At 70.1% G+C, this 26,033-nt stretch carries 22 protein-coding genes; 11 read left to right on the top strand and 11 right to left on the bottom strand.

The annotated features are described in order from the left end of the window. Positions 1-1,149: a pyruvate dehydrogenase (acetyl-transferring) E1 component subunit alpha gene (gene pdhA / locus AB0436_RS09635; RefSeq protein WP_366467180.1), complete on the bottom strand. Its 1,149-nt coding sequence runs from the start codon at positions 1,147-1,149 to the stop codon at positions 1-3. 328 nt (positions 1,150-1,477) lie between these two features. Here pdhA and AB0436_RS09630 point away from each other — a divergent pair, with 328 nt between their 5' ends. From AB0436_RS09630 to AB0436_RS09620, 3 genes are all read left to right on the top strand, one after another. Beyond that, positions 1,478-2,137, top strand: a complete 660-nt coding sequence (locus AB0436_RS09630) for a response regulator transcription factor (RefSeq protein WP_366467179.1) — start codon at positions 1,478-1,480, stop codon at positions 2,135-2,137. A gap of 99 nt (positions 2,138-2,236) precedes the next feature. Next, a complete protein-coding gene (locus AB0436_RS09625) occupies positions 2,237-2,653 on the top strand; it encodes a pyridoxamine 5'-phosphate oxidase family protein (protein ID WP_365853631.1) in 417 nt (138 codons plus the stop codon). 15 nt (positions 2,654-2,668) lie between these two features. Further along, positions 2,669-3,673, top strand: coding sequence for a phosphotransferase (locus tag AB0436_RS09620; protein ID WP_366467178.1), 1,005 nt, complete (start codon positions 2,669-2,671; stop codon positions 3,671-3,673). A gap of 10 nt (positions 3,674-3,683) precedes the next feature. Here AB0436_RS09620 and AB0436_RS09615 read toward each other — a convergent pair whose 3' ends face one another. Then, positions 3,684-5,360 (bottom strand): protein kinase, encoded by a 1,677-nt coding sequence (locus AB0436_RS09615; protein WP_366467177.1) that lies wholly within the window; start codon positions 5,358-5,360, stop codon positions 3,684-3,686. A 416-nt stretch (positions 5,361-5,776) separates the two neighbouring features. Here AB0436_RS09615 and AB0436_RS09610 point away from each other — a divergent pair, with 416 nt between their 5' ends. The 6 genes from AB0436_RS09610 to AB0436_RS09585 all read left to right on the top strand — a co-directional run bounded on the left by AB0436_RS09610 (position 5,777) and on the right by AB0436_RS09585 (position 13,273). Next, positions 5,777-7,411, top strand: coding sequence for a protein kinase (locus AB0436_RS09610; RefSeq protein ID WP_366467176.1), 1,635 nt, complete (start codon positions 5,777-5,779; stop codon positions 7,409-7,411). 320 nt (positions 7,412-7,731) lie between these two features. After that, complete coding sequence (locus AB0436_RS09605) at positions 7,732-8,328, top strand: hypothetical protein (protein WP_366467175.1); 597 nt, start codon at positions 7,732-7,734, stop codon at positions 8,326-8,328. 40 nt (positions 8,329-8,368) lie between these two features. Beyond that, positions 8,369-8,962, top strand: coding sequence for a PadR family transcriptional regulator (locus AB0436_RS09600; protein ID WP_366467174.1), 594 nt, complete (start codon positions 8,369-8,371; stop codon positions 8,960-8,962). A 52-nt stretch (positions 8,963-9,014) separates the two neighbouring features. Then, positions 9,015-9,791, top strand: a complete 777-nt coding sequence (locus tag AB0436_RS09595) for an ABC transporter ATP-binding protein (RefSeq protein ID WP_366467173.1) — start codon at positions 9,015-9,017, stop codon at positions 9,789-9,791. Next, a complete protein-coding gene (locus tag AB0436_RS09590) occupies positions 9,788-12,637 on the top strand; it encodes an FtsX-like permease family protein (RefSeq protein ID WP_366467172.1) in 2,850 nt (949 codons plus the stop codon). Before AB0436_RS09595 ends, AB0436_RS09590 begins: the two co-directional genes overlap by 4 nt. Positions 12,638-12,712: 75 nt before the next feature. Then, positions 12,713-13,273, top strand: coding sequence for a bacterial proteasome activator family protein (locus tag AB0436_RS09585; RefSeq protein WP_366467171.1), 561 nt, complete (start codon positions 12,713-12,715; stop codon positions 13,271-13,273). Between the two features lie 135 nt (positions 13,274-13,408). On the opposite strand, the gene AB0436_RS09580 is transcribed toward AB0436_RS09585, so the two are convergent. From AB0436_RS09580 to AB0436_RS09550, 7 genes are all read right to left on the bottom strand, one after another. Then, on the bottom strand, positions 13,409-14,404 hold the full coding sequence (locus AB0436_RS09580; protein ID WP_366467169.1) for an NAD(P)H-quinone oxidoreductase: 996 nt from the start codon (positions 14,402-14,404) through the stop codon (positions 13,409-13,411). 10 nt (positions 14,405-14,414) lie between these two features. Next, on the bottom strand, positions 14,415-15,503 hold the full coding sequence (locus AB0436_RS09575; protein ID WP_366467168.1) for a potassium channel family protein: 1,089 nt from the start codon (positions 15,501-15,503) through the stop codon (positions 14,415-14,417). Next, positions 15,491-16,822, bottom strand: coding sequence for a molybdopterin molybdotransferase MoeA (locus AB0436_RS09570; RefSeq protein WP_366467167.1), 1,332 nt, complete (start codon positions 16,820-16,822; stop codon positions 15,491-15,493). Before AB0436_RS09570 ends, AB0436_RS09575 begins: the two co-directional genes overlap by 13 nt. After that, entirely contained in the window at positions 16,819-17,679 is an 861-nt protein-coding gene (locus tag AB0436_RS09565; protein WP_366467166.1) for a DUF6457 domain-containing protein, read from the bottom strand. The genes AB0436_RS09570 and AB0436_RS09565 overlap by 4 nt, the downstream gene beginning before the upstream one ends. A gap of 78 nt (positions 17,680-17,757) precedes the next feature. After that, positions 17,758-19,137, bottom strand: coding sequence for a dihydrolipoamide acetyltransferase family protein (locus AB0436_RS09560; protein WP_366467165.1), 1,380 nt, complete (start codon positions 19,135-19,137; stop codon positions 17,758-17,760). Next, the gene (locus tag AB0436_RS09555; RefSeq protein WP_366467164.1) at positions 19,137-20,141 is read right to left on the bottom strand and encodes an alpha-ketoacid dehydrogenase subunit beta; all 1,005 of its coding nucleotides are present in this window, start codon (positions 20,139-20,141) and stop codon (positions 19,137-19,139) included. Before AB0436_RS09555 ends, AB0436_RS09560 begins: the two co-directional genes overlap by 1 nt. Positions 20,142-20,160: 19 nt before the next feature. Then, a complete protein-coding gene (locus tag AB0436_RS09550) occupies positions 20,161-21,279 on the bottom strand; it encodes a thiamine pyrophosphate-dependent dehydrogenase E1 component subunit alpha (RefSeq protein ID WP_366467163.1) in 1,119 nt (372 codons plus the stop codon). 173 nt (positions 21,280-21,452) lie between these two features. Between AB0436_RS09550 and AB0436_RS09545 the strand changes: the two genes are divergently transcribed. Beyond that, entirely contained in the window at positions 21,453-21,974 is a 522-nt protein-coding gene (locus AB0436_RS09545; protein WP_366467162.1) for an Lrp/AsnC family transcriptional regulator, read from the top strand. Between the two features lie 63 nt (positions 21,975-22,037). Here the strand turns inward: AB0436_RS09545 and AB0436_RS09540 are convergent, their stop codons facing one another. Both AB0436_RS09540 and AB0436_RS09535 read right to left on the bottom strand, forming a co-directional pair. After that, positions 22,038-22,667, bottom strand: a complete 630-nt coding sequence (locus AB0436_RS09540; RefSeq protein WP_366467161.1) for a TetR/AcrR family transcriptional regulator — start codon at positions 22,665-22,667, stop codon at positions 22,038-22,040. After that, on the bottom strand, positions 22,664-24,181 hold the full coding sequence (locus AB0436_RS09535; RefSeq protein ID WP_366467488.1) for a 3-hydroxyacyl-CoA dehydrogenase: 1,518 nt from the start codon (positions 24,179-24,181) through the stop codon (positions 22,664-22,666). Before AB0436_RS09535 ends, AB0436_RS09540 begins: the two co-directional genes overlap by 4 nt. Positions 24,182-24,312: 131 nt before the next feature. On the opposite strand from AB0436_RS09535, the gene paaN reads away from it, so the two are divergent. Beyond that, a complete protein-coding gene (gene paaN / locus AB0436_RS09530; RefSeq protein WP_366467160.1) occupies positions 24,313-26,004 on the top strand; it encodes a phenylacetic acid degradation protein PaaN in 1,692 nt (563 codons plus the stop codon). Positions 26,005-26,033 lie beyond the last annotated feature (29 nt).

Raw genomic sequence — 26,033 nt, 5'->3', positions numbered from 1 at the left:
TCAGTTGCCCTCCTCTGCGAAGGACGCCTGGTAGGCGGCGAACTGCGCGCGCTCCTCGTCGACCAGCGCATGGCCGTCGGCGTGGGTGTTCTCGAACATGGCCATGGGGTCCGGGTCCGGCATCGCCCGTACCGCCTCACGCACCCGCTTGCCGAGTGCCTCGCTCTCGGCGTCGAGCTCGGCGAAGAACGCCTTGTCGGCCAGCTTCTGCTTCTCCAGATAGGTCCGGAGCCGCTGGATCGGGTCCTTGGCCTTCCAGGCCTCGTACTCGTCCTGCGAGCGGTACTTCGTCGGGTCGTCCGACGTGGTGTGCGCGCCCATCCGGTAGGTGAACGCCTCGACCAGCGTGGGCCCCTCGCCCCGGCGGGCCCGCTCCAGCGCCACCTTGGTGACCGCCAGACAGGCGAGTACGTCGTTGCCGTCGACCCGGACGCCGGGGAAGCCGAAGCCCTGGGCCCGCTGGTAGAGCGGCACCCGCATCTGCTTCTCGGTGGGCTCGGAGATCGCCCACTGGTTGTTCTGGCAGAAGAAGACCACCGGCGCGTTGTAGACCGCGGAGAAGGTGAACGCCTCGGCGACATCGCCCTGACTGGACGCGCCGTCACCGAAGTAGGCGATGACCGCGGAGTCCGCGCCGTCCTTGGCGACGCCCATCGCATAGCCGGTCGCGTGCAGCGTCTGCGAACCGATCACGATGGTGTACAGGTGGAAATTGTTGCTGTTGGGGTCCCAGCCACCGTGGTTCACGCCACGGAACATGCCCAGCAGATTGGTGGGATCGACCCCCCGGCACCAGGCGACACCGTGCTCACGGTAGGTCGGGAAGACGTAGTCGTCGTCCCTCAGCGCCCGGCCGGAGCCGATCTGAGCGGCCTCCTGACCGAGCAGCGATGCCCACAGCCCCAGTTCGCCCTGGCGTTGCAGGGAGGTGGCCTCGGCGTCGAAGCGGCGCGTCAGGACCATGTCCCGATACAGACCGCGCAGCTCCTCCGGGGTGAGATCCACTTCGTACTCGGGGTGCTCGATGCGCTCGCCCTCGGGCGTCAGCAGCTGTACGAGCTGCGGCTCGGCACTCTCTGGCGTCCTCGCGGCGCCGGCTCGCTTGCTGCTGCGTCGCGGCTTGCGCGCGGCAGTGCTCTCCACGGTCACGTGCGTGCTCCTCCGTCGGTCCGGCCCCCGGGGTTGCCGGTAAGGCCAGTGCGGCTCGCCTGAAATCCCATGACCCCGCACGGGGTGGGTGCGACGTGGCCGGGAACAGGCGTGACAGGTGCCCCGGCGAGCACCCTGTCAAAGGCACGTTACCCAGTGCGTCGCAGAACTGCGAAACCCCATTTGACCTGCGATTTTGCTTGGATTTCCAAGTAAATCGAAGAATGGGAGAACAACCACTGGTCACAGCCTTGCAGGCCGCCGGAACAGAGGCACGTTATAACGGCCACCCCAGGCACGGGAAGGGTTGGTATGTGAGACTGATTCCGTGCCTGAATCCGCAAAAATCAGTGTATTCCTCCTTGATGACCACGAAGTGGTACGCCGTGGCGTTCATGAACTTCTGTCACTCGAGGACGACATCGAGGTCGTCGGCGAGGCCGGCACCGCGGCGGACGCCCTGGCCCGGATTCCGGCCACCCGGCCGGACGTCGCGGTCCTCGACGTCCGGCTGCCGGACGGCAGCGGGGTGGAGGTATGCCGGGAGATCCGTTCGGCGGACGAGAACATCAAATGCCTGATGCTCACTTCGTACTCCGACGACGAGGCGCTCTTCGACGCGATCATGGCGGGCGCCTCCGGATACGTACTGAAGGCGATCCGCGGCAACGAACTGCTCTCCGCCGTCCGGGACGTGGCGGCCGGGAAGTCGCTGCTGGACCCGGTGGCCACCGCACGCGTCCTGGAGCGGCTGCGCGACGGCGGCGGCGACAAGGGCGACGAGCGGCTGGCGGGCCTCACCGAACAGGAGCGCAGGATCCTGGACCTGATCGGGGAGGGACTGACGAACCGGGTCATCGGGGAGCGGCTGCACCTCGCCGAGAAGACCATCAAGAACTACGTGTCCAGCCTGCTCTCCAAGCTCGGCATGGAACGGCGCTCGCAGGCCGCCGCCTATGTGGCCAGGCTGCAGGCCGAGCGGCGATAACGCTGCGTGATCTCTCGTCCTTCATTCGGGACTTACGTCCCGAATCCTCGGGCAGCTGGCCTCTTACCCGGATCCGTTCGGACACGGACAGTAGAAGTCATGCCGATCGAGAAACTCCGCGCCCTCGACCTGCTCGGCCTGGTGCCGTACGGCCGGGTGGCGACCAGCATGCGCGCGCTGCCTTTCCTGGCCATTGCCCGGCACATCGTTTCGGAGGGCTGCGTCATCCTGCGCATGCACGCCGGAACGGGGCATCACGAGGCATGCCGCGGCAGCGTCGTCGCGTACGCCGCGGACAATCTCGGCTCGGGAGCGACCGACATCTGGTCGGTGCAGTTCACCGGCACCGCGGAAGCCGTCACCCCCACGCCGGAGGAGATCGAGCGCTTCGCCGGTGACCCGTCCGAGGTGAACGGCGAACCGTACGATCCGGTCTATCTGCGCATCAGGCCCCGGTTCAGCACGGTCGACCGGATGCGGTACCCGGCGCCCCGGACAGCCGGCCACGCGCAGTGATCTAACATCTGGCGGGTGCTGCGCTCATCTGTAACCCCGCCGGTGGCAGATCTGCTGCGCCGCTACGACGCGGCGGGCACCGCGCTGTCCTGCGAGCCCGTCGCCCAGGGCCTGCTGAACCGCGGCTACCGGCTCGCCACCACACAGGGCGACTTCTTCCTCAAGCACCACCTCGACGGCGACCCCACCGCGATCAGCCGCCAGCACCGCGCCACCCGGCGCCTGGCGGCGCTCGGTGTACCGGTCGCCCCGCCACTGGCCGGCGCGGACGGCGACACCGTCACCGTGATCGGCGGCCGGTGCTACGCGCTGCACCCCTGGATCGACGGACGGCACCGGGAGGGCGCCCAGCTCAGTACGGCCGGGTCCCGACGGCTCGGGGCGTTGCTGGGCCTGGTGCACACCGGTCTGGAGCGGGTCATGGAGGCCGAGTCCGCCCCGCCGCCGCATGAGAGCGCCGACCCCGTCCACACCCTCTCGGTCATCGAGGACCTGCTCGCCCGGCTGGCGCGGCGTCCGGAACCCCGGGACGCCTTCGACGAACTCGCCGAACACCGGCTGCGGGAACGCCGCCGGCTGCTGGAGCGGCACGCCCACCGGCGTCCGCCGGCGGGGGCCCCGGGCGGCTGGGTGCACGGCGACTTCCACCCGTTCAATCTGCTCTACCGGGGCGCGGAGCCCGCCGCGATCATCGACTGGGACCGGCTGGGCGTGCAGCCGCGCGCCGAGGAGGCGGTCCGGGCCGCGGTCATCTTCTTCGTACGGCCCACCGGTGAACTCGAACTGCCGAAGGTGCGCGCCTATGCGCGCGCCTACCGGCGGTCGGCGGCCGCCCAACCCGCCGAACTCGCCGCCGCGGTGCACCGGGTGTGGTGGGAGCGGCTCAACGACTTCTGGGTACTGCGCTGGCGCTACCGGCTCGACGACCGCAGGGCCGACGCGCTGTTCCCGGCGGCGTCGGCCCTGGTGGTGTGGTGGACCCGGGAGTACGACGCGGTGTGCGAGGCGTTCACGGGGTGAGGTGCGGCGGTCAGCCGCCGGTGAGGCCGGTGGTCACCCCGGTCGTCGTGCCTTCGGTTGTGGTGTTGCCGGTGGTCGTCGAGCCGCTGCCGTTCGTCGTACTGCCGTCGGTGGTGTTGCCGCTGGTCGTCGAGCCGCTGCCGTTCGTCGTACTGCCGTCGGTGGTGTTGCCGCTGGTCGTCGAGCCGCCGTCGGTGGTGGTACCGCCGTCCGTGTTCCCGCCATCCGTCGTCGTACCACCGCCGGTGGTGCTACCACCGTCCGTCTTCCCGCCATCCGTCGTCGTACCACCGCTGTCCGAAGGCGAGGGCGACGACGGCGAGGACGAATTCGACGGCTTGCCCGACGGGGTGTACGAGGGCTTGTCGCTCCGCCCGCCGCCGGTGCCGGTCGACGTACCCGGCTGCGTGGTGTCGTCGGTGGACTCGTCCGAGGGCGTGTCGCTCGGCTTGGTGCTGTCCGACCGGGTCGGGCTCGGCGACCTGGTGGTGTGCGACCCTTCACCGCCGCTGCCGCCCATGCCGTTCAGCGCGTAGACGATGCCCCCGGCGATCGCGATCACCGCGAGCGCGGCCACCACCCACATCCAGCCGCGGCCACCGCGATGGCCGCCGTTGCCGTCGTACGAACCGTCGTCCGGGTTCATCGGCGGCAGGATCGGGGCCTGCGAAGTGTCACCGTGGTGGGGGTAGGCCGTGGCCGCCGCGGTGCCCATGGCCGGGGTGGGACCTGCCTCGTTCATCACCACGGGGCCGGTGTTCCAGGTCCCGGTGTGGCCGCCCTGCTGCTGGAGCATCTGCAGCGAGTAGGCGACCAGCGCGCGCATCTCCTCGGCGCTCTGGAAGCGGTCGTCGGGGTCCTTGGCGAGCGAACGCATCACCAGCCCGTCCAGCTCCGGCGGCACCGCGTCCGCCACCTGCGACGGCGGCACCGGCATGTCCTGAACATGCTGGTAGACCACCGAGAGCGGGGTCTCGCCGGTGAAGGGCGGACGCATCGTGAGGAGCTCGTAGAGCAGGCAGCCGGTGGCGTACAGATCGGACCGGTGGTCGACGGCCTTGCCGAGCGCCTGCTCGGGGGAGAGGTACTGCGGGGTGCCCATGACCATGCCGGTCTGGGTCATCGTCGACGCGGCGCCGTGCAGCGCGCGGGCGATGCCGAAGTCCATCACCTTGACCGCGCCACCGTCCGTGATGATCACGTTGGCGGGCTTGATGTCCCGGTGCACGATGCCGTGCTGGTGCGAGTACGCGAGCGCTTCGAGCACCCCGGACACGATGATCAGCGCCTGCTCGGGCGGCGGGGCCTCGGCGTTCAGCAGCAGATCGCGGATGGTCCGGCCCTCGACCAGCTCCATCACGATGTAGGGGACGGTGTTCCCGCCCCAGTAGTCCTCGCCGGAGTCGTACACGGCGACCACCGCGTGGTGGTTGAGGCCGGCGACCGACTGTGCCTCGCGGGTGAACCTGGCCTTGGACACCGGGTCCTCGGCGAGGTCGGAGCGGAGCAGCTTGACGGCGACGGTGCGCCCCAGCCGTACGTCCTCGGCCGCGAACACCTCGGCCATGCCGCCACGGCCCAGCCGGTGCGTCAGCCGGTACCGGCCGTCACCGACGAGGCCGTCGACGCCCCATGCCTCCGGCACGTCCGACACGCCTCCGCCGCCTGCCTCGGAATCGGGTGCCATCAGTCCTCGCCGTCGTGTCGGTCCGCGTCAGCGGTGGTGCGCGGTGGTCCAGTGGTGCGTCGGTCCCGCCGAGCGCGGGTCCGGTGATGCATTGCCACGTCTTTTTTCGTGCATCGCGACGTCACGCTACAGGCTCTGTGTGAAGGCCCGGTCCGGCAATGACCGGCTATCCAACCGGTAATCGCATCACCGATGCAAATTCCATGCGGTTCCTGTAACGCTTGCGAGACGCTTGGTGCGCGTACGGTCACGGAACGGGCACCCGGCTTGACGTGCGGAGGGCCTGGGGCAGACTTTCCCCGTACGCCCCGGATCTCGTATGGCCGGATTCGCTGAGTCCGGATCCCGGGCCCGGGTTTCGTACGCCAGCCGCAACATCGGGCCACGTTTCCGTGCGCCGAGGGGGAGCCAGAGTCATGAGCCAGGACGGCGCGCAGGGCCGCTACGCGGGAGATTCGGTCGCCGGGGGGCGCTATCAGCTCCGTGACCTGCTCGGCGAGGGCGGCATGGCGTCCGTGTACCTGGCATACGACTCGGCGCTCGACCGTCAGGTCGCCATCAAGACCCTCCATACCGAACTGGGACGTGAGCAGTCCTTCCGCGAGCGGTTCCGGCGTGAGGCGCAGGCCGTCGCGAAGCTCTCGCACACCAACATCGTCTCGGTGTTCGACACCGGCGAGGACACCCTCGGCGAAGCGCTGATGCCGTACATCGTCATGGAGTACGTCGAGGGGCAGCCACTCGGCTCCGTGCTGCAGGCGGACATCGCGCAGTACGGTGCGATGCCCGCCGACAAGGCGCTGAAGATCACCGCCGACGTGCTGGCCGCGCTGGAGGCCAGCCACGATATGGGGCTGGTGCACCGGGACATCAAGCCCGGCAACGTCATGATGACCAAGCGCGATGTCGTCAAGGTCATGGACTTCGGCATCGCCCGCGCCATGCAGTCCGGCGTCACCTCGATGACGCAGACCGGCATGGTGGTCGGCACTCCGCAGTACCTGTCGCCCGAGCAGGCACTCGGCCGCGGCGTGGACGCCCGGTCGGACCTCTACTCGGTCGGCATCATGCTCTTCCAGTTGCTCACCGGCCGGCTGCCGTTCGACGCGGACTCACCGCTGGCGATCGCTTACGCGCATGTGCAGGAGGAGCCGGTCGCTCCTTCGTCGATCAACCGCTCGGTCCCGCCGGCGGTCGACGCGCTGGTGGCCCGGGCGCTGAAGAAGAACCCGAATGAGCGGTTCCCCACGGCGGACGCGATGCGCGACGAGTGCCTGCGCGTGATGTCCTCGGGCCGGACGGGCGCGGCCCCGATGGTCATCGGCGGCGCGCCCGCGAACAGCGGGGCCGGGGTCGGCTCCGCGGTTTTCCCGCCGGTGGATTCCTCGCTGCCGCAGAGCGGCCAGGTGCAGACCCCGTACCAGCCCGGCCCCTACGGCACGCCCGCACCGGCCCCTTCCTACGGCTACCCGCAACAGGGCGGCTACCCGACGCCCGCGCCGGCCCCGCAGCCGTACGCCGCACAGCCGCAGTACGGCGCGCAGACCCCGCCGCCGTACTCCCTCTCGCCCTCCACCGCCCCGGCCCGGGGCGGTTCCGGTGGCGGCAGGCGGAACACGCCGATGATCGTGGGCGCCGCGGTGGTGGCGCTGCTGGCCATCGGCGGTGTGATCGCGGCCATACAACTCGGCGGTGACGGCGACAACAACGCCGGCGGCACGGGCGGCGGCACCGGCAGCCCCAGCGCATCGGCGAAGGCGGGGCACCGGGCGCCGGAGCGGAACCGCACGATGGAGACGACGGAGTGCTCGGACCCCCCGGCGGGCGTCACCGACCCGAACAAGATCCAGGTCCCCGACTTCGTGTACAAGGATCTTCTGTCAGTGAAGGCCTGCGCCCGCGCGGCGGGGTGGCACGTCACCGTTCGTCAGGAGCCCAGCGGCCAGTGGGCGCAGGACGTCGTCCTCGACCAGTACCCGCTGGCGGACACGAACGTCGACCCGAAGAACCTCACCATCACTCTGGGGGTCTCGACGGGCGACGCCCCGTAGCAGCGGTCAGCACCAGCGAGGCCCGGCGCGTGCATCACGTGCTGGGCCTTTTGCCATGCCCGGGATGCCGGATTTGTCAGCTGATGTGACTCTGGATCCTGTTGTCGCTTTCTGCTTCTTCCGGGAAAGAGGGACACCTCGTGATCGGTGTCGTGGTGTGTGCAGTGCTGATGTGTCCGGTGGGGGTGTATCCCGTTCTGCCCTCGCCGATCATGAGCGTCGGCGCGGACTCGGTGCTCCCGGCACCGAGCCGCCGCGCGAGTCCCAGTGCCCTTTTTGGTACCGGCACTCTCACGGGCGCCGGCGCGGAAGCGGGTGGAGTGACGCCGACCGCTTCGGCCCATGCGGCGGCAGACCTCCTGGCGGAAGGCCACGGTCCGGGTCCGCACCGCGACCACCATGGTCCCGACCACGGTCGTCCGCACGGCCGAGGCCATGGACACCACGCCGACCACCCGGGGCATCCGGGCCACCCGGCCCGCCCCGACCAGGACCACGACCCGGCGGCCGTACCGGCCCCCATCCCGAGTGCCTCGCCGGGCGCGGGCGCCGCCGGCCAAGGACACACCCGGCCCGACCGCACCGGGAAGCCCTCGCCGCATCCGTCCGGTACGACGAGCCGTAGCCCGAGCAGCGATCCGAGCCGCAGCGCCCCAGCCGCCGAGCGGAACCCGGCAGACCCGTCGACCCCGGCCGAGCAGCCCTCGTACCGAGCACCGGAGGAAACGCGGGTTCCGTCCCGGCAGCCGACGGCGAGCCCTGCCCGCACCTCGGGCGATACGGTCGCGCAGCAGTCCGCAGAGAAGACGGTCTCGCAGTCCGATCCGCTCCCGATCCATGTCGGCGCACTGGGAGCCGGGCTTGCGCTGGTCGGAGTGGGACTGGGGTTCCTGGGGCTGCGGTTGCGGCGCGGCTAGGTACTTGCCTCACTGAGCATACTCGGTATACATACTCAGTATGTCGATCCGCCACGGGCTGTTGGCCCTCCTCGAGCACGGTCCCCGCTACGGCTCTCAACTCCGTACCGAGTTCGAGTCCCGCACCGGCGCCACCTGGCCCCTCAACGTCGGGCAGGTCTACACGACGCTCAGCCGTTTGGAACGCGACGGCATGGTTGCCCCGGACGGCGAGGACGACGCGGGCCACGCGCTGTACGCGATCACCGAAGAGGGCCGCGACGAGCTCAAGAGCTGGTACGAGGCCCCGGTGGACCGGACCAGCCCGGCCCGCGACGAGCTGGCCATCAAGCTCGCGATGGCAGTCGGCGCCCCCGGCGTCGACATCAGGGCAGTGATCCAGTCGCAGCGCCACCACACGGTGAAGGCGATGCAGGACTACACCCGGCTCAAGGCCCAGGCCCTCACCGCCGCCCCCGCCAACCGCGACGAAGTGGCCTGGCTGCTCGTACTGGAACAGCTGATCTTCCAGGCCGAAGCGGAAGCCCGATGGCTGGACCACTGCGAGTCCCGGCTGGCGCGGCTGGCGGAAACAGCCACGGCGACTCCCGCCCCGTCCCCGACCAGGGCCACCCGCCGCAAGCTCCCCCGTTGAAACAACCCGGCCACCAGCCACTCCGACCAGACACTCGTACCAGGGGGAACCCATGACCACGTCCGCCGCACCAGGCACGTCAGGCACACCGGGCGGCACCGCAGCGCCTGTTCTGGAACTGAGAAACCTCACCCGCACGCACGGCACCGGCATCGCCGAGGTACACGCCCTGCGCGGAGTCGATCTGGACGTGCGGGCGGGCGAACTGGTCGCCGTCATGGGCCCGTCGGGCTCCGGCAAGTCGACGCTGCTCACGCTGGCAGGCGGCCTGGACACCGCCTCGTCGGGCCAAGTGATCATCGAGGGGCAGGACATCGGCCCCCTCGGCCGCAAGACACTCTCCGCCCTGCGCCGCCGAAGCGTCGGCTACGTCTTCCAGGACTACAACCTGATCCCCGCCCTGACCGCTGCCGAGAACATCGCCCTGCCCCGCGAGCTCGACGGCATATCCGTGCGCAAGGCCCGGCAGGAAGCGAGGGACGCCCTGGCCGAGATGAACCTCGGGGAAGTGGCCGACCGCTTCCCCGACGAGATGTCCGGCGGCCAGCAGCAGCGCGTCGCCATCGCCCGCGCCCTGGTCGGCGACCGGCGGCTCGTGCTGGCCGACGAACCGACCGGCGCCCTGGACTCCGAGACCGGCGAGGCCGTGCTCGCGCTGCTCCGCACCCGCTGCGACGCCGGCGCCGCGGGCGTCATGGTCACCCATGAACCCCGCTACGCCGCCTGGGCGGACCGGGTGGTGTTCCTCCGGGACGGCTCGGTGGTCGACCAGACCCTCACCACGGCCGCCGAGTCCCTGCTGGTCCGGTCCGCCGAAGGTGCCGAGTGAGCGTTCTGACCGGCTGGCGCGCCGCCCTCCGCATCGCCCGCCGGGACGCCCTGCGCGCCAAGGGTCGCAGCGCCCTGGTCGTCTCGATGATCGCGCTGCCGGTGCTCGGCGTCACCGCCGCGGACATCACGTACCACAGCGCGATTTCCACCCGGGCCGAGCAACTGAACGCCGAAATGGGCGCGGCCGACGCCCTGTTCAGCGACCCGGGAATGGATGGCGGCGCCATCGAACAGATGCCGGAAGCCGACAGCTACGCCTCGCTGTCGCAGGGCGGCCACTCGGACTCCGCACCGGACATGGCGTCCGCGCTGCCGCCGGGCGCACGCGGGGTCACCGAGCAGAGCGTGCTGTCCACCGTCACGACCGCATACGGCGTGAAGACCCTCCAGGTCACCGAGTTGAACACCGCGGACCCACTGGTGCGCGGCAAGGTCACTCTGGTGCGTGGCAGCTACCCGAAGTCGGACAGCGACATGGTCGCCAACGACGCCTTCCTGAAAGCCACCGGACTCCATGTCGGTTCGCACACCACCGTCCGCGGCGCCGGGAAGACCTTCACGATCACCGGCGCCGTCGAGCTGCCGGCCGATCTGAAGGGCACCTACGTCTACGTCAACACGGGCGCCCTCATCGCCCCGTGGAAGCACGCCGCCGCCCGTAACGGCAAGATCCTCCCGCCGCAGCCCGGAGCCATCGACCGGCTCGTCAAGGCAGCCGACGCGTCCGGGGTGACCTGGCAGAACGTCCTCGCTGCGAACAAGCGGGGCGTACTGGTGAAGTCCCGCGAGGTCTTCCGGAACCCGCCACCGCGCTCCGAGGTGCCGATGGCCGCCGAGGACAGCGGCAGCTCGTCCAGCGACACTCCGGAGGTCACTGCGGCGATCGCCACCGTCGTCGCGATGGCGATGCTGGAGATCGTGCTGCTCGCCGGTCCGGCCTTCGCGGTCGGCGCCCGCCGCTCCCGGCGCCAGCTCGGGCTGGTCGGCACGTGCGGCGGCGACCACAGACACATCCGCGCGGTGGTCCTCTCCGGCGGTGTGGTGCTGGGCGGCGCGGGGACGGTGATCGGCGCGCTCGCCGGCCTCGGCCTCACCGCCGCGCTGCGGCCACTGATCGAGGGCTGGGCCGGCCGGCGCTTCGGCTCGCTGGTGCTACCTCCGCTCGAACTGTTCGGGATCGCCGCGATCGGCCTGGTCACCGGCCTCCTCGCGGCGTTCGCCCCCGCGATCGTGGCCGGCCGGCAGTCGGTGATCGAATCCCTCACCGGTCGGCGCGGAGTGCGCCGCTCCTCGCGGGTCATGCCGTTGCTGGGCGTCATCGCCCTCGGCATCGGCATCGCGCTGGCCGTCGCCGGTGGCCTGACGGGGAAGACGATCGGTGTCACCGCCGGCTCGGTCGTCGCCGAGCTGGGCGTGCTGGCCTGCATCCCGGTGATCGTCGGGTTCCTGGGACGGCTGGGCCGCCTCTTCCCGCTCTCCCCTCGGCTGGCGCTACGCGACGCGGCCCGCAACCGGGGCCGCACCGCGCCCGCGGTCGCCGCGGTGATGGCGGCGGTCGCCGGCACGGTGGCCATAGCCACCTACACGGCAAGCACCGCGGCGGAGCAGCGCTACAACAAGGAGCTGATGCTGCCGCCCGGCGTCGTCGCACTCGCCGCCGACACCTACTCCGAACACGCCGACCCGGCCGAGGAGCTGGCCACCGCACGCGGGACAGCCACCCGCGACCTGCCGGTGAGCGGTGCACCCGCCGATATCGGACGGGTCTGGGCCGGCAGCGACTGCGACCGCTTCGCCGAAGCGGAGACCGCGGACTGCGGCACGCTCACCATGCCCAAGCCGGCAGCACACATCTGCCCGCTGCAGGCCCCGGGCGGCAAGGAGCTCGCGGCCGGTCTCTCCGCCGACGAGCACAAGAAGCTGCTGAACTCCCCGCCCTGCAAGGCCGAAGCGGCCACCATGAGCAACTTCGGCAACCCGGACGAGATCGTCGTCGGTGACGCCGCCCTGCTGCGCACCTACGTCGGGCTCAAGGACCCGGCGGCGGCGAAAGCACTTGCCGCGGGGACCCCGGTACTGCTGAACAACGCGTTCGCCGACTCGGACGGCAAGGTCACCATCAAGGCCGTACAGCGATACGTCGAACAGGACGAGAAGAACCGGAAACTGCACCCCGGCAAACCCGAGGAGACCGTGACCCGGCTCAAGGTCTACCGAGCCGCCGACCGGTTCGCGGCGACCCCCGGCATCCGCCTGATCCTGCCGCAGTCCACCGCGGACCGCCTCGGTCTGCACTCCGGCCCGGTCGCCACCGTCTACCCGGTCACCCATACGCCGACCGATGCCGAGAACCAGCGCTTCGACGACGGAATGGCGCAGGCAGGAGACGGCGCCTATCTCCTGCGCGACACTCCGCCGACCGACGACAACACCACCATGCTGGTCCTGGCGCTGTTCGCGGGCGTGGTGACGCTGGGCGCGGCGGCCATCACCACGGGCCTCGCCAAGGCCGACGCGGAGGCCGATCTGACGACCCTCAGCGCCATAGGCGCCCCGCCAGGGGTGCGGCGCACACTCAGCGGCTTCCAGTGCGCGGTGGTCGCCGGAGCGGGCGTACTGCTCGGCGCGGCCACCGGTGTCGTGCCCGCGGTGGCGGTACGGCTGACGGATCTGCGGCAGGCGCTGGAAGCCATGCGCCACGACCCGATGCAGTCCTCCTACACCCCGATCGTGCTGCCCTGGGAGACCATCGGAATCCTCGGCGTGGGTGTACCGCTACTGGCGGGGCTACTGGCCGGCGCGTTCACCCGCTCCCGTCCGGTGCTGGCCCGGCGAGCCGGATGACACCGCCAAAGGGTGGATCACCCGGGATCGGGGGCACCACACTCCCGTGGAGTATGTGTGCGAGACAATGGCGGTATGGATATGCCGAGGAGTGAACGGTCGGAACAGTCGCGAGAGCAGCCCCACGTCCTGGTCGTGGGACAGGACGGGATGGCGCTCGGCGGCGGAGCCGGCGGTGACGACGAGTCGCGCGAGGTTCCAGTGACAGAAATGGTGGAGCAGCCGGCCAAGGTCATGCGCATCGGCAGCATGATCAAGCAGCTTCTCGAGGAGGTACGCGCAGCACCTCTGGACGAGGCGAGCCGGGTCCGTCTCAAGGACATCCATGCCTCTTCGGTGAAGGAGCTGGAGGACGGCCTGGCCCCGGAGCTCGTCGAGGAACTGGAGCGCCTGTCGCTCCCGTTCACCGACGAGGCCATCCCTTCCGAAGCAGAACTGCGGATTGCGCAGGCCCAGTTGGTGGGCTGGCTGGAGGGTCTCTTCCATGGCATCCAGACGGCCCTCTTCGCCCAGCAGATGGCGGCCAGGGCCCAGCTGGAAAGCATGCGTCGCGCTCTTCCGCCGGGGGCCGGCGGCCAGGAGGACGACGAGGAGTCCGGTGGCCACGGGGCGATCCGCTCCGGGCCGTATCTGTAGTCGCTGAACGACAGGCACAGAACGATCTCGAGGCCCGGCCCCCGTTCGTACGCACACCGCGTACGAACGGGGGCCGGGCCTCGGTGTGCACCGGGGGGAAACTCTTGGCGCGGGCGTCGCAGGCGTCGGGAGCGGCTAGCCCCGCGCGGGTGCCGAAGCCCGCAGGAGGATCTTGCCCACGTGCGTCCCGACGTCCAGCAACCGGTGCGCCTCCGCGGCTTCGGCGAGCGGCACCTCCTGGTCCACCACGGCCCGCACCCGTCCACCGGCGATCAGCGGCCAGACGTGCTCCCGCACCGCCGCGACGATCGCGGCCTTCTCGCCCAACGGCCGGGCCCGCAGCGAAGTGGCCGTCACCGCGCCCCGCTTGCCGAGCAGTGCCGCGAGGTTCAGTTCGCCCTTCGCGCCGCCCTGCATACCGATCACCGCGAGGCGGCCGTTGACCGCCAGTGCCTTCACGTTCCGGTCCAGATACTTCGCGCCGACGATGTCGAGGATGACGTCCGCGCCCGCCCCGTCCGTCGCCCGGCGAATCTCCTCCACGAAGTCCTGCTCGCGATAGTCGATGAGAATGTCGGCGCCCAGCTCGGCGCACCGCGCCAGCTTGTCGGCGCTACCCGCGGTGACGGCGACTCGCGCCCCGACGGCCTTGCCCAACTGGATCGCCATGGTGCCGATCCCGCTCGACCCGCCATGCACCAACAGGGTCTCGCCGGGCCGCAGATGGGCCACCATGAAGACGTTCGACCACACCGTGCACGCCACTTCGGGCAGCCCGGCCGCAGTCACCAGGTCGATCCCATCGGGCAGCGGCAGTAGCTGCCCCACGGGTACGGCGACCTTTTCCGCATAGCCGCCACCTGACAGCAGCGCACACACCTCGTCGCCCACCGCCCAGCCGGAGACCCCGGGGCCCAGGGCCGTGATGCGGCCGGAGCACTCGAGGCCGGGGTAGGGCGATGCGCCGGGCGGGGGGTCGTAGAAACCCTGCCGTTGCAGAACATCGGCGCGGTTGACGGCCGCCGCCGCGACCTCGACAAGGACTTCGCCCTCGCCGGGTACGGGATCAGGCACCTCGGCCCAGACAAGCGCCTCGGGACCGCCAGGTTCGGGGATCGTGATCGCATGCATGAGCGCGAGGCTACTCCGCACCCGTTCCCGCCGCCGCAGGGGAGACACGCACAATCGCGATCAAACGGTCGGTGAGTTGCAACGGACTAGCCTCCGGATCGTCGTACCCGAGCAGCCGATGCCCGCGCTTCACGGTGACCACCAGATCCTGCACCTCCCGGACGCTCCGGCCCACTTCGGCCTTTATCACCGGCCGTTCGACCAGATCCAGCCCACTGCCCTGCTGGATCAGGTCCTCCATCACCGTGCCCGCGCTGGGACTGAGTACGGACAGCCCGAGCAGCCGGCCCGCCGCACTGGCGCTGGTGATCACCGCGTCGGCGCCGGACTGGCGCAGCAGTTGTGCGTTCTCCTCCTCGCGCACCGCGGCCACGATCTTGGCCCCCCGGTTGAGCTGACGGGCGGTCAGGGTGACGAGTACCGCGGTGTCGTCGCGCTGCGTCGCGATCACGATCTGCCGGGCACGCTGCAGCTCGGCGCTGAGCAGCACATCACTGCGTGTCGCGTCCCCGACGACACCCGCGTAACCCTCGGCATTGGCAGCCTCGATGACCTTGCTGTTCGGGTCGACGACGACAATCTGCTCCCGGTTCAGCCCTGTCGCACACAGCGTTTGCATCGCGGATCGGCCCTTGGTACCGAATCCGATGACGACGGTGTGGTCACGCAAACGGAGCCTCCAGCGATTCAGCCGCCACTCTTCCCGAGTGCGCTCGGTGAGCACTTCGAGAGTGGTACCGACCAGGATGATCAGAAACAGCACGCGCAGCGGCGTGACCACCAGGATGTTGGTGAGTCTGGCGCCGGCTCCGTAGGGGACGATGTCGCCGTACCCCGTGGTGGAGAGGGTGACGGTGGCGTAGTAGAAGGAGTCGAGCAGATCGACCGAGCCGTCGGCGTTGTCGTGATAGCCCTCACGATCGAACCAGACGGTGAACGCCGTCACCACCAGTACCAGCAACGCGATCATGACCCGCCTTGCGACCTGCCGGAGCGGCCTCTGGACCATCCGGCGCGGCAGTGTGACCCGCCGTGTCACCAGCCTCTCGTCCACCTGTCGGTCCAGGGCGTCGTGTCCGGGCAGTTTCACGTGAAACACTCCCCCGCCCACGGCAGATCGAGGATCTCCAGATGCTGCCCGGCTCGGGCGCCCCCCGGCGGAACCACGGCCAGTCCGTCGGCAGCTGCCATGCCCCGCAGCATGGCGGGGCCGTTGAAGTGCAGCGGCACGATCTCCTCCACCCGGTGCACCACGGGGACGAGCCGGGTGTCGTACGGATGTCCCTGCACCTCCTCACGCACCGGAGCGGCGTAGGCCTCCATCGCCGGGCGGCCGGAGCGGGTACGCAACAGGGGTTCGGCGAGTGTCAGCAGCCCGGATACAGCGGCCAGCGGATTTCCCGGCAGCCCGACCAGATGGCGGGTCCCGGTCAGCCGCGCGAGCAGCATCGGATGCCCCGGCCGGACCGCCACGCCGTCCACCACCAACTCGGCGCCGGCCTTCCGCAGAATCGGATGCACATGGTCGACGGGCCCCGCCGCGGTGCCCCCGGTGGTGACGATCAGGTCGGCGCCGGAGGTGGTGACGGCTCGGTGCAGCGCGTCGGCGTCGTCTCCCAGACGACGAGTGGACAGCACATCCGCGCCGAGCGCGCGGAGCCATGGGCCGATCATCGGACCCAGGGCGTCCCGGATCAGGCCGTCGTGGGGGAGCCCCTCCACCAGCAGCTCGTCACCGAGGATCAGTACTTCCACCCGCGGCCGGGGCACCGTGAGCAGCTCGTCGTACCCGGCGGCGGCCGCCAGTCCGAGCACGGCGGGGGTCACCAGCGCCCCGGTCTGCAGCAATTGATCACCCGACCTGCACTCCTGCCCACGCGGCCTGATGTCCTGCCCGTGAACGACCTGTCGCCGGGCATGGAGCAATTGCCCATGGAGCGACATCGCACCGTGGTCGGTGCGGGCATGTTCGGTACGGGCATGTTCCGTACGGGCATGTTCGGTACGGATGACGGCGGTGGACCCGGGCGGAATCCGGGCGCCGGTGGCGATTCTCACCGCCTCGCCGTCGGCGAGCGGCGCCGGCGCGGAGTGACCGGCGAGGACGCCGCCATCGACCTCGATCCGCCAGGGTCCCGGCCCGGCGACCGCCCATCCATCCATGGCGGAGGTATCGAAGGACGGCAGATCAGTGAGGGCGGTAAGAGGTTCGGCGAGCACCTGACCGAGGATCCGGTCGAGCGGCGCCCGGCGGGCGGCGAGCTGCGCGGCCCGGCCGGTCCGCTCGGCTCGGGCACGAGCCTCGGCCCAGGGAACCGCGCGGTGACCTTGCGGCGAAGCCGGTAGCGGCACGGTGGGTGCCTCCTTGCCGACCAGCGCCAGCGCTTCGTCGACGTCACGGTCATCCTGCTCGGTCATCCGGCGTCGGTTCCCTCGCCCTTTTCGGCCTCATCCGCCCATCGGGTGGCGAGCGCGGCCGCCTTGCGAGCCGCATCGGCGACCGCCTCCGGCCCGTCCTTCTCCGCCTTTGCCGCCGCGTAACCCACCAGGAACGTGGTCAGTGGCGCCGCCGGTCTGGCGACACCGTGCGCGGCATCGCGGGCGAGGTCGAGAAGGACGCCGGTGTCGACATCGAGATCGATTCCGAGTTCGGCCTTGACTGCGGTGATCCATTCATCCAGCACGTGTCCATGCTCCCTGATATGGGCCCGCGCCGATGCAACGTCCTGCCAGGTGTCGCAGTCGAACGAGGCGAGGGGCTCGGCGGCGATCCGGGCGAGGTCGAGTTCGGTGGTGAGCAGCCGCACCGGAAGCCCGGCGAGCGAACCGTGCTCAGTGGCGAGCAGAGCAAGCGCACGTCGCAGCGATTCGGTCCGGTACGCCGCGACAAGGGGCTGGTCACGACCGTCCGGATCGGTGAGCAGTACCCCTTCGGGCGGGCCCGATCCGAGGGCCTCCAGCAACGCCGGTACGGTCGCCTCGCCCAGAAAAGGCAGGTCCGCGGAGAGCACGAGCACCGTCTCGGCCGTCACAAGGCGCAGCCCAGCTCCAAGGGCCGCCAGTGGCCCGCCGCCGGGCGGCCGCTCCTGTGCCCAGACCACGGGCCGCACGGTACCGCGGCGGCCACCGACCACCACGGTGGTCCCGGCTCCCCGGCAGGCCGCCAGCACCCGGTCGAGCAGCGCAAGCCCGCCCACGGTGAGGCCCGGCTTGTCAGCTCCCCCGAGTCGCTTGGCAGAGCCTCCGGCGAGCACGACGGCGTCATACAAGGTCATGTCGCGAGTATGGGCTGTGAGCACGCCCCGGCGGAACGGTCTCGTGCCATTCACGCCCGGGCATTCGCCGGGCGCGCCTCACGCGCCCCGCAGCAGCACCGCCGGCCGCTCGACGCAGTCGGCTACATACCTGAGGAAACCGCCGGCCGTCCCTCCGTCGCACACCCGGTGATCGAACGTGAGAGACAGTTGCACCACCTGCCGGACCGCCAGCTCCCCCTGCCACACCCAAGGCTTGGACACGATCCGTCCCACGCCCAGCATGGCCGCCTCGGGATGGTTGATGATCGGCGTTGACCCGTCAACGCCGAACACTCCGTAGTTGTTCAGGGTGAATGTGCCCCCCGTCAGGTCGGCCGGGGTCAGCGTCCCGGTCCTGGCCGCCTCGGTCAGCCGTAGGAACTCCGCATTCAGGGACTCCGTCGACCGCCCGTCCGCCTCACGCACCACCGGCACGACGAGTCCTCGTTCGGTCTGGGCGGCGAAACCCAGGTGGACCGACGGGAGTCGCACGATGTCCCCTGCCGCCATGTCCACGGTGGAGTTGAGCTCCGGGAAGCGCGCCAGGGCCGCGGTGCACACGCGGGCCAGCAATGCCAGAACCGAGATCTTCGGTCCCTCCGCGGTGTTCATGGCCGCCCGCGCCGCCATCAACTCGGTCGCATCCGCGTCGACCCAGCACGTCGCGTCCGGTATCTCGCGGCGACTCCGGGACAACTTCTCCGCGACCGCGCCCCGCACTCCGCGCAGCGGCACACGGACCGCCGCGCCGGCACCCACCGCATCCGCCACCACGCGCGGTGCGGCCAACCCGGGGGATACGGGGGCCACGGTCGGCGTACTGATCGCGCGCTCCACATCGGACCGCAGAATCAAGCCGTCCGGCCCGGTGCCCGCCAAAGCTCGCAGATCAACGCCATGTTCACGGGCCAGCCGCCGCACCAGCGGAGAAATGACAGGAACCGGCCCCGCTTCCGCAGCAGCCGCGCCCCGTTCGGCATCCGCACCATGCACGGCACCGGCACCGGCGCCCGCGCCCGCGCCCGCGCCCGGCCGCACGCTATCCGCACCCGGCCGCGCCGCGTCCGCACCCGACGCCACCGCTCCACCGGCCCGTATCCGACGCCGCCGGGCGGTCACCGCCCCTCCCGTGCCGTATCCCACGAGCACGTTGCCGGACGAGTCGTCTTCGGCGGCGTCCGCCGCATCCGCCGATCCCACCGCCACCGTCAGCAGCGGCGCACCGACCGGAAGTTCCTTTCCCTCCTCACCGAACCGTGCCGTCACCACGCCGCCATAGGGACACGGCACCTCCACCATCGCCTTCGCCGTCTCGACCTCAACGACCGGCTGGTCGACCGCGACCACATCGCCGACGGCGACCAGCCACCTAACGATCTCGGCTTCGGTCAGACCCTCCCCGAGGTCCGGCAGCTTGAATTCCAGGACCTGGGGCATCAGCTCGTCGCCTCCCACTGCAGCCGCGCGACCGCGTCCAGGACCCTGTCCACACCCGGCAGGTGGTGCCGCTCCAGCATCGGCGGCGGATAAGGGATGTCGAATCCGGCGACGCGCAGCACCGGCGCCTCCAAGTGGTGGAAACAGCGCTCCGTCACCCGGGCGGCTATCTCCCCGCCCGGCCCGCCGAACCCGGGTGACTCATGAACCACCACGGCCCGGCCGGTACGCCGCACCGACGCGCAGACCGTCTCGTCATCAAAAGGCACCAGCGAACGCAGATCCACGACCTCCAGATCCCAGCCCTCCTCGCGTGCCGCTTCGGCAGCCTCCAGACACACGGGCACCGAAGGCCCGTAGGTCAGCAGCGTGGCGCTGCTGCCCGTGCGGCGCACCACGGCCCGCCCTATGGGTGCCACCTCGGCCGGGGCGTCCGGCGACCACTCGGCCTTCGACCAGTACAGCCGCTTCGGCTCCAGGAAGACCACCGGGTCGTCGGAGGCGATCGCCTCGCGCAGCAACCCGTACGCATCGGCGACTGTGGACGGCGCGACGACATGGAGCCCCGGAGTCGCCATGTAGTACGCCTCGGACGAGTCACTGTGGTGTTCCACCCCGCCGATCCCGCCGCCGTACGGAATCCGCACCACGATCGGCATCGGCAGTGCGCCCCTGGTGCGGTTACGCATCCGCGACACATGGCTGACGAGCTGCTCGAACGCCGGATAGGCGAAGGCGTCGAACTGCATCTCGACGACCGGCCGCAGCCCGTACATCGCCATGCCCACGGCCGCACCGAGAATGCCCGCCTCCGCGAGCGGCGTGTCCGTGCACCGGTCCTCGCCGAACTCTTCGGCCAGCCCGTCGGTAACCCGGAAGACCCCGCCCAGTGTCCCGACGTCCTCTCCCATCACGTGCACGGTGGGGTCATCGGCCATCGCGTCGCGCATCGCCCGCTGCAGCGCCTGTGCCATCGTGGCCGGTTTCACTGCCACTGTGGTCATCGTTCGTTCTCCGCGTCGTTCATCGTTCGTTCTCCGCGTCCAGCTCGGCGCGGAGCTGCGTGGACTCTTCCCGCAGCTGTGGCGTCGGCGTCGCGTAGATCTGCGCGAAGAGATCCATCGGGTCGAGCAGCGGCTCCGCGTTCATCCGCTCCCGAAGGGCCGCCGCCATGGTGTCCGCCGCATGGCTCGCCGACCGTATGCGCTCGTCGCTGAGCAGCCCGCGCCCCGTCAGCTCCCGCTCCAGGAGCAGGATCGGATCGTGCCTGCGCCAGGTCTCGACCTCCGCGTCACCGCGGTAGCGCGACGCGTCGTCGGCGTTCGTATGGGCCTCCATGCGGTAGGTCACTGCTTCGACCAGCGTCGGACCGCCGCCGGACCGGGCGAGACCGACCGCGTCGGACAGCACCTCGTGCATCGCTGCCGCGTCGTTCCCGTCGACCAGCCGGCCCGGCATCCCGTACCCCACGGCCTTGTGGGCCAGTGAAGGGGCCGCGGTCTGCTTGGCGAGCGGTACGGAGATCGCGAAGCCGTTGTTCTGGACGAGGAAGACGACCGGCGCCTTCCACACCGCGGCGAAGTTGAGCGCCTCGTGGAAATCACCCTCGCTGGTCCCGCCGTCACCGACCATGGCGAGCGACACCACATCGTCCCCGGCCAGCCGGGCGGCATGGGCCAGGCCCACGGCATGCGGCAGCTGGGTGGCCAGCGGGGTGGACAGCGGCGCGATGCGGTGCTCGCGCGGGTCGTAACCGGTGTGCCAGTCGCCTCGGAGCAGCGTCAGCGCCTCGACGGGGTCGAGCCCGCGCGCCACCGCGGCCAGGGTGTCGCGGTAGCTCGGGAAGAGCCAGTCCTGCTCCTGGAGAGCCAGCGCGGCAGCGACCTCGCACGCCTCCTGACCGGTGGATGACGGATAGACGGCCAGTCTGCCCTGCTTGGTGAGCGCGGTGGCCTGCGCGTTGTACCGCCGGCCGTGCACCAGGGCGTCGTACAGCCCGAGCAACAGCTCGGCGTCCAGCCGGTCGACGGCGTCCGTACCGAGCACCTGGTACGGCTCGGGGTCCGGGAGCAGCGGCGCGGGGTCGGTGCGGAGCTTCCATGCCGGATGGGATGTAGCACCGGGCAGCTCTTGGACCGTCATGCCAAACACCTCCTCGTGGGAGCGGGGAGGGCGCACCGCCATGTGATGCGCCTCACCTACCGATTGTTCGGTCGAAAGCGCATTTTGGCTACTGACACCTTCAGCCTGTGGACAAACGGTTCTCCACAGCCTGGGATAGGGACAGGTCGTCCATGGTAGGAAGGCGGGGGCTGATGGCAGCTGAACAAATGGCCGACGAGGGCGAGCGCCCTCCCGCGCGTCCGCTGGACGCGATCGACCGCGACATCCTGCGCATCCTCCAGAAGGACGGCCGTGCCTCGATACGGTCCGTGGCCGACCGCGTCCACGTCTCGCGGGCCAATGCTTACGCCCGTATCAACCGGCTCATCGAGGACGGCGTGATCCGCGGCTTCAGCGCCCGGGTGAATCACGAACGCGCCGGCCAGGGCTCGTCCGCCTACATCACGCTCAAGATCGTGCAGAATTCCTGGCGTACGGTCCGCAAGCAGCTCACCGAGTTGCCGGGAACTGCCCATATCGCGCTGGTCAGCGGAGATTTCGACGTACTTCTGCTGGTGCACAGCGCCGACAACAGGGCGTTGCGCGAGCTGGTGCTGACGAAGATCCAGTCGATACCCGAGGTGCTCTCGACGCGCACCCTGCTGGTCTTCGAGGAGACCGACCTGGATCCCGCGAAACCCTCGGGCGGCGCGATGGGGCCACCACCCGGGTAGTCACCCGGGCATCCGCCGGGCCTGCGTGTACTTCTTGAGCCGTCACGGGTACTTCTTGAGCCATCAGGCGTCCGTGGGTGTCTCCACGGACGCCTGGCGGGCCGACGCCGTACGCAGCCCCTCGAAGGCAAGCTGGACGACGGTCTCCGCCAGCTGCTCCGCGTCGGGGCCGGATCCGAGCTGCGGGCGCCACCACTCGACCAGTGAGTTGATCATGCCGAAGAGCAGCCGGGTGGCCACCCGGATGTCCACGTCGGAACGGAGATCGCCCTCGGCGACCGCCGCCTTGAGCAGGCCGGCGACCCGTTGGTCGAATTCCCGGCGCCGCTCCATCGCCCAGCGCTCGGTGGTCGTATTGCCGCGTACCCGCAGCAGCAGGGTGACGTACGGAAGTTCCGCCATCAGCACCTCGACCGTGCGGCGCGTGACGTACTCAACCTGGTCGATCGCGCGCCCCCGCGCCGCCCCCGGCTCTCCCAGCACACCGAAGAGCCCGTCTATCGCACGGCTGACCGCACGACGCAGCAGCTCCTCCTTGCCTGCGACATGGTGATAGATGGATGACTTGGAGATGCCCGCCGCCTGCGAGAGGTGCTCCATGGACGTGCCGTCGTATCCGCGCTCGTTGAAAATGCGGACGGCGACGGTCAGCAGCGTCTCGGGGGTGTAGGTGTCCCGCTTGGGCGTGGTCATGAGGTCGTCCCGCCCTTCTCCTCGTGGACGTACGACTGCCGGTAGAGGGCGAGCGACGGCGCATACCGTCCGCCGGGGACACGCGCGTGGAGCTCGTCCAGCAGCTCGTGCGCCCAGGCTCGGCCGAGCCTGCGCCCCCACTCGACCGGCCCCAGCGGATAGTTGACGCCCAGCCGCATCGCGGTGTCGATGTCCTCGGCGGACGCGACGCCCTTGGCGACGGCATCGGCGGCCAGGTCCACCAGCATCGCGACGGTACGAGCGACGATCATGCCCGGGACATCACCGATGACGCTGACCTTCTTGCCGATCCGCTGGAAGAGGCCGATCGACTGCCGGAGCGTCTCCCATCCGGTGACCTCGGATGCGGAGAGAGCGACCCGGGTCGCCGTCCGATAGTCGAGCGCCAGGTCGAAATAGACCACATCGCGGAACTCCGCGGACGTCTGTCCGTCGGCCAGCACCAGCTGGCCACCGCTCGGCAGCACGATCCGGCACCCGGCGTCCTCCTCGTCCTCGCGCACGGTGACACCGGCCTCGCGGAACAGGGCGACCAGTTCCCCGGCCGGTCCGAGGTCGCCCTCCACGGTGATCTCGGACGGCGGCTCGGTGGCCGGTGCGGTGTGCGGCGACGGCCGCGTGGCGCCTTCGCCGTACGCATACCAGCCGCGCCCGCTCTTGCGGCCGTGCAGTCCTGACTCGACCAGGCGCCGCTGCGCGAGGGACGGGCGGAATTTGGGGTCCTGGAAGAAGGATTCCCAGACCGAGTGGGTGACGGCCTCGTTGACGTCCTGACCGATCAGGTCGGTCAGCTCGAAGGGGCCCATCCGGAAACCGCCGGACTCGCGCAGCACCGCGTCGATGGTGGCCGGGTCGGCGCCGCGCTCCTCGTACACCGCGAAGGCCTCGGCGTAGAACGGGCGGGCTATGCGGTTGACGATGAAGCCAGGGGTGTCGGTGCAGCGGACCGGTGTCTTGCCCCAGGCTTTCGCCGTCGCCCGGGCACGGGCCGCGCTCGGCTCATCGGTCGCGAAGCCGCTCACCACCTCCACCAGGGGGAGCAGCGGCGCCGGATTGAAAAAGTGCAGCCCGAGGAAACGGCCGGGATGCTTCAGCACGCTCGCAATCGCCGTCACGGAGAGGGACGACGTATTGGTAGCCAGCAGACAGTCCTCCGCCACCAGTTGCTCGAGGGCGGCGAAGAGCTCCTGCTTGGCGGGGAGTTGTTCCACGACCGCCTCGATGACGAGCGCGGCGTCGGCGAGCTCCGCCAGTTCCACCACGGCGCGCAGTCGACCGCAGGCCGCGTCCCGTTCCGGCGCGGTCAGCCGGCCCTTCTCGACCAGTCGGTCCAGCCGCGCGGTGATGGCGCCGACAGCCTGTTCGGCGCGGTCCGGCACGGTGTCGTGCAGGAGCACCGGGTGCCCGGCCAGGAGAGCGACCTGTGCAATGCCCTGCCCCATCGTGCCGGTGCCGACGACTGCGACGCTGCGGTGCGACGCTAGGGCGGTCATATGTGCGGTGGCGGTCATGGGTGCGATCTTCCCGTACAGAGTTATCCACAGACCCGGCGGACCCCCTTGTCCCGACCGATCGTTCGGTTACTCTAACTCTGTCCACCTGTTCTGCGCAGCTCGATGACTCGATGAGGAGTTGTTCCGCGATGCAGCTGACCGAGCTGTCCGAGACCCACCGGCCCACACTCGACCAGGCCCTCGACGCGATCCGTACACGTGCGTACTGGTCTCCGCACCCCGAGCACCCCAAGGCGTACACAGGGGACGGCAAAGCCGCCTTCGACGCCCTGCTCGGCCACCGCCTCGAGCTGGGCCAACCGGGTACGGACGACTGGACCGGCGGAGAAGTCTCTCCGTACGGAATCGAGTTGGGCGTCACCTACCCGCATCCGGACCCGGACGTCCTGCTGCCCGCCATGAGCGCGGCGACCGGTGCCTGGCGGGACGCGGGGCCCGAGACGAGAGCGCTCGTCTGTCTGGAGATCCTTGCGCGGATCAGCGCGCGGACACCCGAGTTCGCGCATGCCGTCATGCACACCAGCGGCCAGGCCTTCATGATGGCGTTCCAGGCCGGCGGTCCGCACGCCCAGGACCGCGGCCTGGAGGCGGTGGCCTATGCGTACGCCGAGCAGGCCCGTACACCGGCCGTGGCCGACTGGTCGAAGCCGCAGGGCAAACGCGAGCCGCAGCAGCTGAGGAAGACCTTCACCGCGGCCGGGCGCGGCATCGCGCTGCTGATCGGCTGCAACACCTTCCCCACCTGGAACGGCTACCCCGGCCTGTTCGCCTCGCTGGCCACCGGGAACCCGGTCCTGGTCAAACCGCACCCGCGCGCGGTGCTGCCGCTGGCGCTGACGGTTCAGGTGGCCCGCGAGGTCCTCGCCGAGACCGGATTCGACCCGAACCTGGTCGCGCTGGCCGCCGAACGGCCGGGCGAGGGCATCGCCAAGTCCCTGGCCGTGCGTCCCGAGATCCGGATCATCGACTACACCGGCTCGACCGCATTCGGTGACTGGCTCGAGGCCAACGCCCGCCAGGCGCAGGTCTACACCGAGAAGGCCGGGGTCAACACCGTCGTCGTCGACTCCACGGACGACTACCGAGGCATGCTCTCCAATCTGGCCTTCTCCCTGTCGCTCTACAGCGGCCAGATGTGCACCACCCCGCAGAATCTGCTGATCCCGGCGGCCGGTATCACCACCGAAGACGGCCCCAGGAGTTACGACGAAGTCGTCGCCGACCTCGCGGCAGCCGTCGCCGGGCTGCTCGGCGACGACGCCCGCGCCAACGCGCTGCTGGGCGCTCTGGTCAATCCGGACGTGAAGGCACGCCTCGACGCCGCTGCCGAACTGGGCGAAGTTGCTCTGCCTTCCCGGGAAATCGCCCACCCCGAATTCCCGGCAGCGGTGGTGCGCACGCCGGCGATCGTCAAGCTCGACGGTGCACGGAAGCACTGGGACACGGCGGACGCCGAGGCCGCCTACCTCTCCGAATGCTTCGGGCCGGTCTCCTTCGCCGTGGCCGTGGACTCCACCCGGTCGGCTCTCGACCTCCTCCGTCGTACCGTCCGCGAGAAGGGGGCGATGACGGTCGGCGCGTACACCACGTCACCGGACGTGGAAAGGGCGATCGAGGAGGTCTGCATCGAGGAGTGCGCCCAGCTGTCGCTGAACCTCACGGGCGGGGTGTACGTCAACCAGACAGCCGCCTTCTCGGACTTCCACGGATCCGGGGGCAACCCGGCTGCGAACGCCGCACTCTGCGACGGTGCGTTCGTGGCGAACAGATTCCGGGTGCTGGAGGTACGCAGGCAGGCGTGACGGCGGAGGCCGGTGGACGCCCGGTACAA

Origin of the sequence: Streptomyces sp. NPDC051322 (genome assembly GCF_040689485.1) — a bacterium.
In the GTDB taxonomy this organism is placed as follows: domain Bacteria; phylum Actinomycetota; class Actinomycetes; order Streptomycetales; family Streptomycetaceae; genus Streptomyces.
Note: the sequence above shows the minus strand (reverse complement) of the source record. Positions and strands in the feature narration are given on the sequence as shown.

Bases quoted from the DNA above. Each gene is read 5' to 3' on its own strand.
- AB0436_RS09625 (WP_365853631.1), top strand. From the start codon at position 2,237: ATGCCGATCGAGAAACTCCGCGCCCTCGACCTGCTCGGCCTGGTGCCG.
- AB0436_RS09615 (WP_366467177.1), bottom strand. From the start codon at position 5,360: ATGGCACCCGATTCCGAGGCAGGCGGCGGAGGCGTGTCGGACGTGCCG.
- AB0436_RS09610 (WP_366467176.1), top strand. From the start codon at position 5,777: ATGAGCCAGGACGGCGCGCAGGGCCGCTACGCGGGAGATTCGGTCGCC.
- AB0436_RS09600 (WP_366467174.1), top strand. From the start codon at position 8,369: ATGTCGATCCGCCACGGGCTGTTGGCCCTCCTCGAGCACGGTCCCCGC.
- AB0436_RS09595 (WP_366467173.1), top strand. From the start codon at position 9,015: ATGACCACGTCCGCCGCACCAGGCACGTCAGGCACACCGGGCGGCACC.
- AB0436_RS09585 (WP_366467171.1), top strand. From the start codon at position 12,713: ATGGATATGCCGAGGAGTGAACGGTCGGAACAGTCGCGAGAGCAGCCC.
- AB0436_RS09580 (WP_366467169.1), bottom strand. From the start codon at position 14,404: ATGCATGCGATCACGATCCCCGAACCTGGCGGTCCCGAGGCGCTTGTC.
- AB0436_RS09570 (WP_366467167.1), bottom strand. From the start codon at position 16,822: ATGACCGAGCAGGATGACCGTGACGTCGACGAAGCGCTGGCGCTGGTC.
- AB0436_RS09565 (WP_366467166.1), bottom strand. From the start codon at position 17,679: ATGACCTTGTATGACGCCGTCGTGCTCGCCGGAGGCTCTGCCAAGCGA.
- AB0436_RS09560 (WP_366467165.1), bottom strand. From the start codon at position 19,137: ATGCCCCAGGTCCTGGAATTCAAGCTGCCGGACCTCGGGGAGGGTCTG.
- AB0436_RS09555 (WP_366467164.1), bottom strand. From the start codon at position 20,141: ATGACCACAGTGGCAGTGAAACCGGCCACGATGGCACAGGCGCTGCAG.
- AB0436_RS09550 (WP_366467163.1), bottom strand. From the start codon at position 21,279: ATGACGGTCCAAGAGCTGCCCGGTGCTACATCCCATCCGGCATGGAAG.
- AB0436_RS09545 (WP_366467162.1), top strand. From the start codon at position 21,453: ATGGCAGCTGAACAAATGGCCGACGAGGGCGAGCGCCCTCCCGCGCGT.
- AB0436_RS09540 (WP_366467161.1), bottom strand. From the start codon at position 22,667: ATGACCACGCCCAAGCGGGACACCTACACCCCCGAGACGCTGCTGACC.
- AB0436_RS09535 (WP_366467488.1), bottom strand. From the start codon at position 24,181: ATGACCGCCCTAGCGTCGCACCGCAGCGTCGCAGTCGTCGGCACCGGC.
- paaN (WP_366467160.1), top strand. From the start codon at position 24,313: ATGAGGAGTTGTTCCGCGATGCAGCTGACCGAGCTGTCCGAGACCCAC.